Consider the following 11,243-nt stretch of genomic DNA (forward strand, 5'->3'; position numbering starts at 1 on the left):
TATGATTAATGCTGTTATTATAGATGATGATGCCAACTTACGGGAAGGCATGAAGGAAATGCTGAAGCTTTACGCTCCGGAAATTGTTCTTTTAGGAGAAGCAGAAAGTGTAAAATCCGGTATCGAACTGATCGAAAATAAGAAGCCTGAAATTGTTTTTCTGGATATATTGATGAATGACGGGACCGGTTTTGATATTTTGGAGCAGCTCAACGAAAGACAGGGACAGATTTCTGCTCATGTTATTTTTATTACGGCCCATGAAAAGTTTGCTATAAAGGCTTTCAGGTTCAGTGCTCTGGATTTTTTATTAAAGCCGGTGGATCCCGATGAACTGAAAAATGTTATCATAAAGATTAAAGAAATACAGCACAGAAGCAATACACATAAGCATATAGAACTGCTTCTGGATAATATCAGCAGGAAAACGGAGAGTTTTAAAAAGATTGCGCTTTCCACTTCGGAAGGGATTCATCTGTTTGAAATAAAAGATATCATCCGTTGTGAAAGCGAAGATAATTATACGGAGTTCTACATTAAAAATCACAAAACAGTCATTATCTCCAAAACATTAAAGGAATACGAGGAACTTTTAGGTGAACATGGCTTTGAACGTATTCATCAGTCTCATCTTATTAATTTAAATGAACTGAAATCCTACATCAAAAAAGATGGTGGCTTCGTCATTATGTCAGACGGCTCGAAGCTTCCCGTATCACAAAGAAAGAAGGAAAAATTACAGGAACTGATCAGTAAGCTGTAAATTCTAAATAGAATGCTCAAAATTCTCACTCACTCTAGTTAAAAAAAACAATAAAAAATAAATTTGACAAAAATTATTTAAACACTATTTATGAAAACAAGATTATTATTTCTCATCCCGGTTTTCTTTCTGTCCTTATTCTGTAAGGCACAGATTATAAATATTCCCGATACGAATTTTAAAGCCCTTCTTTTGTCTTCTTCTCCGGCTAATACTATAGCTCAAGACATTATGGGAAACAATATTGCTATAGATGCTAATGGTGATGGTGAAATACAGCAGAATGAAGCTACTCTGGTGGGAACTTTAAGCTTCTATAATGATGATCCTAACGATCCTAACTTTACAGGAAATAATCCTATTCAGGACTATGAAGGAATTCTGTCCTTCATTAATGTTAAAAATCTGAGTATAAGCTCATTTAATACGCCAAGCGTTCCACTCATGATTAATAATTTAAATACTTTGGAAACATTGGCAATCAACTTTAATAATTATGACCCTGGAACTGCAAATGTCAATAATTGCCCTTTGCTAAAAAATATAAACATCAAAGGAATTGAGATAAACTCTCTTAGTGGCCTGCCATTAGTAGAAAATTTGATTGCAGGGGACTATTTTTCTATCTCTCAGAATGCATTGAATGACATTGAAGGAATGTCTCAGCTAAAAAGTTTAGAATTGAACGGATATGGTAACCAAACATTAGGTTTTACATTGAATTTAAGTGGTCATAGTAATTTATTAAACTTAAAGCTTATACATACCAGTCTGGACGTAAATGTATCCAATTGTGCTTTATTACAAAGTATAACACTGGATTCAAACTATATTACTCCCAGCCCTAATTCAACTGTAGTAAATATCAATTCCAGCAACTGTCCGAGTTTAACCAGCTATAATGTATCTCAAACAGGAAGTGTGGAAGCTAATATTATTTCAAATAACTGTCCGGGACTTGTCAATTTTATTTCTGTAAATGGAGGCGGAGGATCATTATCATTTAATGATTGTGTGAATTTAGAAACAATTGATGTAAGAAACTTAACAGGTCTTTCCGTAAATAATTGTACTCAGCTAAATAAAATTAAAGCATTACGATATCAAGGATCAGCTCTGGATTTATCAAACAATAATTTACAGAATCTGAAGTATCTTGAAATAGGCTACGTTCCTGCTTTTAGTATGCCGGGGAGCAACAACGGTCCTTTGTCTTCTCTAAATGTACAGGGAATTACCAGCTTACAGGAGCTGCATTGTTTTTATCATCAGATATCAAACTTAAATGTACAGGGATGTACCAACTTACAAATATTGGACTGTAAAGATAATTTACTGACTGTATTTGACACTCCTTTACCTGCTTTAAAATCATTAAACATTTTACGTAATGATCTGACTGCTTTTAATATTAGTAATTATCCGAATCTGGAGTATTTAAACATAGTAAACAATAAAATTGTAGACCTGGATGTAAGCAATCATCAAAAACTGCAGGAGCTGTGGCTTTGGAACGATTCGATGTATTTTCCTCCAAGCAGTAATGCCGGGTATTTAAAAACAGTAAATACTAATAACTGTATCAGTCTGAATCAATTAATAATAGACAGTGTAAATAGTCTAGAAAAGGTATTTATTAAGAATGGGCATGCAGGCGGAGTTGATATATTAAATTCTCCAAACCTTCAGTACCTCTGCTGTGATGACGATGAGATTACTACAGTTCAAAGTATGCTGATTTCTAATGGGATTACCAACTGTAATATCAATACCTACTGCTCTTTTGTTCCAGGTGGAAACTATAATACCATTACAGGCTTGGTACGTTTTGATGAGAATAACAACGGTTGCGATACCAGTGATGAAATTTTCGAGCATATGAAACTTAAAATAAGTGATGGTACCAACACCGGAGAAACTTTTGTAAAGAATAACGGGAAATATGATTTTTATACTCAGGCCGGAAGCTTTACAGTAACCGCAGAACCGGAAAACCCTTCTCTTTTTACCGTAACGCCGGCTTCTTTTACTACAAGCTTCGCTGATAATAACAACCATATTTTCACTCAGGATATCTGTGTTGTGAAAAACGGAAACGCCAACGACCTTGAAGTGGTAATTGCTCCTGTCACTGATGCTGTACCGGGATTCAATGCAACCTATAAAGTGATGTGGAGAAATAAAGGAAACACTACCATTTCCGGAAGTGCAGTTCTTACATTTGATGCATCAAAAATGAATTTTGTTTCTTCTTCGTTACCATCTGCAATCTCAGGAAACCAGATCACTTTTAATTTCAGCAATCTAAAGCCTTATGCCAATACGGCCTCAGAAATTATATTTACGATCAATCCTCCTACCCACTCTACCAATCCTGTTAATTCAGGAGATCAGCTGATTTTCTCTGCCAATGTAAATCCTCTTCCGGGTGATATTAACCCTCAGGATAACATGTTTACTTACAAGCAGACCGTTGTCAACTCTTTTGATCCTAATGATATTGTGTGTATTGAAGGAAACACAATTCCTTCAGCTATGATTGGAAGTAACCTGCATTATATCGTTAATTTTGAAAACACAGGCACTGCCAGTGCAACTAATATTGTTGTTGAAATGGACATAAATCCTGCAGATTTTGATATTTCTACACTGCAGTTACAAAATGCTTCTCATCTGGCTTATACAAGATTAAAAGACAACAAAGTTGAATTTATCATGAAGCTTGCCAATTTAGGAAGCGGAGGCCATGGAAATATTCTGATGAAAATAAAATCAAAAAATACACTGGCTCCTGGAGATCAGGTAATCAATAAAGCGAACATCTATTTTGATTATAATTTCCCGATTGTTACCAATGAAGCAGCAACCAATATTGAAAGCACTCTGAAATCTGCCGAAGTAACAAAAGACGAATCTGTAAAATTATATCCAAATCCTACCAAAGGAGATGTGAATATAGATGCCGGTACCCAAATTCAGTCGGTTGAAGTGTATGACGCTCAGGGAAGAATTATTCAGAAACAGATAGGAATCAACTCCCAGAATACCAAAGTAAGTATTCACAGCAGTAATCAGGGAATGTACTATTTTAAGGTAATTACCGATAAAGGTACACTACTCAAGAAAGTAATTAAAAATTAGATATGAAAATACCTTTTCAGTACTTCTGAAGGGTATTTTTAAAACTGTTATGTCCAAAGAATATACAATTCTACGGAAATAACAAAAGCCACTCTTACGGGTGGCTTTTACTTTATTGATAGATTACAACATCATCTTTTTTAATCTGGTAACCAGTTTTTTTGTAAGGAGTTAAAACATAAACTTCTTTAATATAGCTTCCGCTTTTCCACTTTTTGCTTTTTCCGTCCTTGTTAAGGATAATGCTTTTTGCATTTCCGTCCGGGATAAAAATTTCAGCTCTTTTCATGTCTTTACTGAAAATAACAGCCGTCATTGAAGTGTAACTTTTATCTGAGTTCACTTCCTTTAATTTGATTTTCTGTTCGAAAACCCTCACACAATCATTCTTAATTTGTGAATAAGTGTACCCTGCAGACCCTATACAGCCATGAACATCTTTATCACCTCCCTTAACAGGAGATTTTTGTTGAGCAAAGGCTAAAAAACCAAGAAGCATTGTGCCCAATAAAATAGTTTTTCTCATATTTAAAATATTAATGGTTTTAGTTATTTTTATCTAAGATACAAAAAAGCCATTCGTTTTGAATGACTTATACATATATATATTTTAAAGTCTCTTTTTTAGAGCTAACAACGTTATTAAAAACAAAGAGACTGCCTAAGAGACAGTCCCAATTGTATTTATTAAATGTAGGGTTATTCGTAAATTACTACATTATCTTTTTTAAGCTGATATTCATCTTTTTTGAAAGGTACCAGTACGTAACCGTCTTTTTTCCAGATCCTGCCTTTTCCCATTCTTGTAAGAATCAGGCTTTCTCCGTCAGTATCCGGGATAAAAACTTCAGCTTTTTTCATATCCTTACTGAAAATCACGGCAGCCATTGAAGTGGAGCTTCCTTTAGGAGCAACCTCCGTCAGTTTAATTTTCTGCTCAAAAACCCTTACACAATCTTTTTTGATCTGAGAGTAGGTATACCCTGCCGAACCTATGCATCCATGTGCATCTCTATCTCCTCCTACTGTCTGTGCAAACATAAAAGATCCTATGAACATTGTGCTAAGTAAAATCGTTTTTTTCATAATTATTATATTAAAGCTACCATTGTGTCACGAAAAATCATGCCAAAGAAAAGGAAAAAGCCACTCAAAGAATGGCTTTATCTATTGTTTATTGTTATTTTGTCCAAGTAATTTTTGAATGTTTCACATCATTAGAATTGGTTCCCACCATGATATCAAAATCACCCGGTTCCCAGTCAAATTTCAGTTCTCCATTGTAGAATTTCAGGCTTTCCGGAGTAATATCGAAAGTTACCTTTTTAGATTCTCCTTTTTTCAGGAATACTTTCTGGAATCCTTTCAGTTCTTTTACCGGTCTGGTAATACTTCCCACCATATCTCTGATATAAAGCTGTACCACTTCTGCTCCGTCATAGCTTCCGGAATTGGTAACTGTTACCGAAGCCTGAACCGTCTGATTTCCTTTTGGATTGGCATTTGAAACAGACAGATCGGAATAAGTGAATTTGGAATAACTCAGACCATAACCGAACGGATACAATGGCGTATTACACTCATCCATATAATTTGAACGGAATCTTTCATAAACACATTTATCCACTTTATCCTGGCTTAACGGACGGCCTGTATTTTTGGCATTATAATAAATCGGCACCTGTCCTAAACTTCTTGGGAAAGTCATCGGAAGCTTTCCTGAAGGATTTACTTTTCCGAATAAGACATCTGAAATAGCATTTCCTGCTTCTGAACCGGCAAACCATGCATTCAAAATAGCATCAGGTGTGTCTTTTACATTGGTTAAAGCTAAAGGACGTCCTGTATAAAGTACCATTGCGATTGGTTTTCCTGTCTTTTTCAATTCATTTAATAAATCAACCTGAGACTGAGGAATCGTAATTTCTGTTCTTGAAGAGGATTCTCCGCTCATTTCTGCAGATTCTCCGATTGCCAGAACGATAACGTCTGCTTTGTTGGCTACATCAACAGCTTCTTTCAATAATTCTTCTTTGGAACGGCTGTCTCTGTCTGTTTTCTTACCATGAGCTGCATAAATATCTTCTAATTTGGCATCATAGTCTATATTTGCTCCTTTTGCAGAAAGAAATTTTACTTCTTTTCCGTAATTAGCTTCAAGTCCCTGCATCAATGAAACTGAAGCGGCATGTTTTGTAGCAACACTCCATGTTCCGGCCATATTCAGAGAATTATTAACCAATGGTCCGATCACAGCAACTGTACCGGATTTTTTCAATGGTAATATCTGATTTTCATTTTTTAATAAAACCATAGATTGTGCTGCCACACTTCTTGCTACATTACGGTTTTCCATACTGTAAACTTCTTTGGCAGCCAGCTTTGCATCGCCATAACGGTAAGGATCATCGAATAATCCAAGGTCATATTTTGCTTCAAGGATTCTTCTTGCAGCCATATCGATCTCAGCCTGGGTAACTTTGCCTTCGTTCAGAGATTTTTTAAGAGTAGTTAAAAAACCTTCTCCTACCATATCCATATCCACTCCGGCTTTCAGGGCTAAAGCAGATACCTGCTGAATATCTCCCATCCCGTGCTCTATCATCTCATTGATCCCGGTATAATCGGTTACCACGAAACCTTTGAAATTCCACATTTTTCTCAGTACATCGGTCTGAAGCCACTTATTTCCGGTTGCCGGAACTCCATCCACTTCGTTGAAAGAAGCCATTACAGAAGCTACTCCGGCATCTACTGCGGCTTTGTAAGGAGGAAAATATTCGTTGAACATTCTCACGTGGCTCATGTCTACCGTATTGTAATCACGGCCGGCCTCACCTGCACCATACAGAGCAAAATGTTTTACACATGCTAAAATAGTATTACCAACGGAAAGGTCTTTTCCCTGATAACCATAGACCATATTTTTAGAAACTTCACTGCCTAAATAAGGATCTTCTCCGGAACCTTCGGAAACTCTTCCCCATCTCGGTTCACGGGAAATATCCACCATTGGCGAGAAGGTCCAGTTGATACCGTCTGATGAAGCTTCTTTTGCCGCTATCCTTGCAGACTGCTGTACCAAGTTCATATCCCATGAAGCGGCAAGTCCCAATGGAATAGGGAAAGTAGTTTCGTAGCCGTGAATAACGTCCATTCCGAAAATCAAAGGAATTTTAAGACGGCTTTTTTCGATGGCCACTTTCTGAACGGCTTTGATTTTTTCGGCTCCTTTTATATTGAATAGTCCTCCTACTAATCCCTGCTCTACTTTTTTACCAATGTCTGAACTTTGAGCCTGTCCGGTTGTAAAATCTCCGGAAGTCGGAAGGTTAAGCTGGCCAATCTTTTCATCTAAGGTCATCTTAGACAAAAGATTTTCTACAAAAGCTTTTTTCTTTGCCTGATACTGAGCTGTCTGATAAGACTGAACCGGCTTGTTTACCATTTCCTGTGCAGAAAATATGGGTGAAAGCGCTAAAGTTGCTATGATTATAATCTTCTTCATATAGTTATACTCTTTATTTTACAAATGTATTATTTATTTTCTCATTTTGAGAATATAGATTTATTTTTCCAAAAACATATCTTTATCAACGAGGACATCATGATCCGGTCGATTCAATGCTATAAAGACCAAATCCACTTAATTTTTCGATTTCTTACCTAACATCCACTCATAAAACTTAGGGTCAGAATAGGTTGAATCCCATGAATTATGATTATCATTCGGGAAAAGAACCAATTCTGCGGATGGGTTTACGGGATGTAATTTCTGATAAAAATTAAGTGCATTTTCCGGAGGTACTATATCATCCATTCCTCCATGAAAAATTTTCATATTCAGATTTTTGTATTGTTCGATATTTGCATACATGATAATGTCTGTAGGAGCACAAACCGGAGCTACTGCTGCAAACATTTCAGGATGCTCCATCGCCAGTTTCAATGTCCCCCATCCTCCCATTGAAAGCCCCGTGAGATAAATTCTGGAGGCATCAATCTTGTACTTTTCCTGAATCTCTCTGATCAGATTATAGATCGTGATGGTATCCCACCATGAATCTGCGGGACACTGCGGAGCCAAAATAGCTACAGGTTCCTTGATCAGGTTTTTATAAGTGAAAGGACTGTGGGCTTTAACCATTTCAAGATTGTTTCCTCTCTCTCCTGAACCGTGAAGAAACACGATCAGAGGCACATTTCCTTTTGCCTTTTGAGGATAATCCAGAATGTAGGACATTTTCTCCGTCCTTTTAATTTCTTTGTTTAATTCTCCTTTGATTTCCTGTGCGTTCAGCTGCAGTGAGAATGTAAGGAGTAAAAATGGAAGATGTTTAAGTTTTAATTTCATAATTATTATTTTGATAAGGCTAAAGCCTTTGATGTATTATTATTTAACAGATTAAAATCTATTTCATTGAATAAAAATAATATTAAAAAATCAGATTACTTAATTCCGTATTTCTCAGAATGGAAACTTAGTTTTTTGAGTCCCTGTTGAATTTCAGATGCATTCATAAATAATTTCCAAAGAAATCCTGTTCTGTAATTTTCAATCATTGGAGCTATCGTTCCCTGATCTATGGCTAAATACCTTGGAGTAAACCAATTGTTATAATTAACCGAAGTAGCATCGTAAGGCCCTGCCGATCCAATGAATTCAGGTTTTTGTGTGTAAAGGAATCTCAGAAAATTCATAGATTCTTTTGGAGTGTAAGGAAAACTGCTCAATGCAGCAGTAGGTGTAATTACGCTGTTATCATTAGTAGGCATGTGAGCAGTGTAACCTACGCTACCATCTTCATTTCTTGTGTAACCTGCTGTAAGCCCCCAATAGTTCGGGCCGTAACCTTTCCATTGTTTTGGGTTTTCCACGCAGTATTTATAGTCGATAAGGACTTGATTTTTATTTAAATCAAAATAGTTTTTCACCAGTTTATCAGAAAGTCCGGTAGGATCCAGACCGATATAGGAGTATTGTGACCAGAAGAGCGGCCCACCGTATTCTTCGGCATAATTGTGTTTTACATACAGAGGAAGTCCGTATTTTGTTTTGTCTGTTAAGTAGGTTCCGTTTCTTGTCCAGCCTTTATAATAGGTTTCTGCATCAATAGCATGTGTAGGTGAAGAAGCGGCTAAGATATAGGTAATCAGGCATTCATTATAGCCTTCAAGCGGAAAATTCATTTCCCATTGATATTCCGGTGACCAGTGCCAGTAAAGAACTTTTTCACCTCCTTTTGTATACCAGTTCCATTGAATTCCTTTCCAAAGCTCATCACATTTTGAGGCAAGAGCTTTTTCTTCGGCATTTCCGTTTTTAAAATACTCACGAACCATTAAAATTCCTGAAGTAAGGAATGCAGTCTCAACAAGGTCTCCCCCATTATCTTTTTTGCCGAAAGGAACAGTTTTTCCTGTTTCTCCATTGATCCAGTGTGACCAGGCACCTTTATGACGATCTGCTTTAGCAAGAAAGTCCATCATATGAGTCAGTCTTTTTACAACTTCTTTTCTCGGAATGAAACCTCTTTCCACCCCTACCAGAAGGGTTGCAAGTCCAAACCCGGAACCTCCGGTTGTTACAACATGCTTATCTTTATCGGGATAGATATTGTCTTCATGGTAACGTTCTCTTCCGAGCATTGAATTGGGTTCAGCATAATCCCAGAAGTATTTTAAAGCATCTTTCTGAACTCTGTCCATGAGCTGTTCATCCGTGATGTTACTTTTTACAGTCTCTTTCTGAACAGTTTCCTGTTTAGATGGCTGTGAGTTTTTGCAGGAGTATGCAAAGAATAAAGATGTTATGGCAATTGATAATACGGTCCTTTTCATGAAATCTTTTTTACCTGGTTCTACTAAAAGAAGAGGAGAACTTTCATTCTCCTCTAAAGTTTTATGGTTTATATTTAATATCCTGGGTTTTGGGTAAACAGCCCGTTACTTTGATCCATAGCATCCAAAGGAATCGGAAATAATTCATTCTTTCCAGCTTTGAATCCATAAGGAGCTAACACTGTTGCGGCCTGCCCTGTTCTTACTAAATCTACAAAACGATCACCTTCTAAAGCCAGCTCTACCCTACGTTCATTCCAGATTGCTGTTCTAAGAGCAGCCTGCGTTGAAGCTGTAGTACCCGGTAATGTTGCTCTGGTTCTAACCTTGTTAAGATTTGTAATAGCTGTAGCAGTATTCCCCAGTTCATTTGCTGCCTCAGCATTAATTAGCAATATTTCAGCAAATCTTAAGATTCTAATATTCTGGATTGATCCATAACCACATGCATTATTATTAAGTGACGTCGGTACATACACTTTTTGGTTGTAGGTAGTAACAGACTGAGGATCTCCCATTGCAATAAGGTCTCCTTCCGGAGTTGTCTCTCCATTTCTCAGAATGGTCAATTCTTTTCTTATATCTCCAGGTTCAAATGCGTTTTCCAATGCCTGAGAAGGAGTAAAGAATCCCCAACCAAACTGATTTCTAACACCTTGAACTTCAGCATACTGACTACCACCAAACTGAGCGGAACATTGACAATTAACTTCAAAAACAGATTCTGATCCAAATTCTCCAGCCGGTCTGAACAAATGGTTAAAATCCGGATCTAAAGCATATCCCATCGCAATCACCTGATTAGAGGTATCATAAGCTTTCTGCCAATCTCTTTTATAAAGATAAACCTTTGAAAGCAGTCCTAATGCAGCTCCTTTTGTTACTCTTCCTAAATCTGCAGCGCCATAGCTTTGCGGAAGAACAGCAGCAGCACTTGTAAGATCTGAAATAATGAAATTATACACTTCATCTGCAGAATTTCTCGGAATATTATAATTGGTTTGAAGACCATCAAATATTGGAACTCCACCATAAATTCTTACCAAATTAAAATAGAAATATGCTCTTAGCATTTTAGCCTCAGCAACTAATCTGTTTTTCAAATCTGCATCCATTTCAATAGCAGGTACCTTAGAAATTACCTGATTAGCTCTGTTAACCGCCTGCCATTGTCCAATCCAATATCCTCTTACTCCGTCATTACTAACGGTGTATGTAAAATTATCATACTCATTGATAAATGATGCATCTCCAGGATTTGAACCTTTTACAACGTCATCTGCCGGTACCCCAAACACAAACTGATAAGGAAATGCTGAGTTTTCCCAACTTCTCAAAAAGCTGTAAATAGCATTGGTTCCATTCATTGCATCCTGTTGTGTTGTAAAGAAGGTAGATGCTTCGATTTCACCCTCTTCCTTTATATCTAAAAAATCATCTTTGCAGCTAGCTAAAAGAGAAACTAACGCGATTGATAAAAATATTTTTTTCATAACTC

Annotated in this window: 8 protein-coding genes; 2 read left to right on the forward strand and 6 right to left on the reverse strand. The window is 36.8% G+C overall.

What is annotated here, in order from left to right; all coding sequences use genetic code 11:
- The first annotated feature begins 1 nt into the window (after position 1).
- Both ACQWU4_RS03885 and ACQWU4_RS03890 read left to right on the forward strand, forming a co-directional pair.
- Positions 2-763, forward strand: a complete 762-nt coding sequence (locus ACQWU4_RS03885) for a LytR/AlgR family response regulator transcription factor (protein ID WP_429934447.1) — start codon at positions 2-4, stop codon at positions 761-763.
- A 90-nt stretch (positions 764-853) separates the two neighbouring features.
- Positions 854-3,904: a DUF7619 domain-containing protein gene (locus ACQWU4_RS03890; RefSeq protein WP_429934448.1), complete on the forward strand. Its 3,051-nt coding sequence runs from the start codon at positions 854-856 to the stop codon at positions 3,902-3,904.
- Positions 3,905-4,016: 112 nt separating this feature from the next.
- Here the strand turns inward: ACQWU4_RS03890 and ACQWU4_RS03895 are convergent, their stop codons facing one another.
- The 6 genes from ACQWU4_RS03895 to ACQWU4_RS03920 all read right to left on the reverse strand — a co-directional run bounded on the left by ACQWU4_RS03895 (position 4,017) and on the right by ACQWU4_RS03920 (position 11,238).
- Entirely contained in the window at positions 4,017-4,430 is a 414-nt protein-coding gene (locus ACQWU4_RS03895; RefSeq protein ID WP_429934449.1) for a hypothetical protein, read from the reverse strand.
- Between the two features lie 173 nt (positions 4,431-4,603).
- Positions 4,604-4,990 (reverse strand): hypothetical protein, encoded by a 387-nt coding sequence (locus ACQWU4_RS03900; RefSeq protein WP_429934450.1) that lies wholly within the window; start codon positions 4,988-4,990, stop codon positions 4,604-4,606.
- Between the two features lie 94 nt (positions 4,991-5,084).
- The gene (gene bglX, locus ACQWU4_RS03905; protein WP_429934451.1) at positions 5,085-7,412 is read right to left on the reverse strand and encodes a beta-glucosidase BglX; all 2,328 of its coding nucleotides are present in this window, start codon (positions 7,410-7,412) and stop codon (positions 5,085-5,087) included.
- A gap of 138 nt (positions 7,413-7,550) precedes the next feature.
- Entirely contained in the window at positions 7,551-8,258 is a 708-nt protein-coding gene (locus ACQWU4_RS03910) for a prolyl oligopeptidase family serine peptidase (RefSeq protein WP_429934452.1), read from the reverse strand.
- Positions 8,259-8,353: 95 nt separating this feature from the next.
- A complete protein-coding gene (locus ACQWU4_RS03915) occupies positions 8,354-9,745 on the reverse strand; it encodes a glucoamylase family protein (protein ID WP_429934453.1) in 1,392 nt (463 codons plus the stop codon).
- Positions 9,746-9,819: 74 nt separating this feature from the next.
- Positions 9,820-11,238, reverse strand: a complete 1,419-nt coding sequence (locus ACQWU4_RS03920; protein WP_429934454.1) for a RagB/SusD family nutrient uptake outer membrane protein — start codon at positions 11,236-11,238, stop codon at positions 9,820-9,822.
- Between the last annotated feature and the right edge of the window lie 5 nt (positions 11,239-11,243).

This window comes from Chryseobacterium sp. MIQD13, assembly GCF_050496705.1.
Lineage (GTDB): Bacteria > Bacteroidota > Bacteroidia > Flavobacteriales > Weeksellaceae > Chryseobacterium.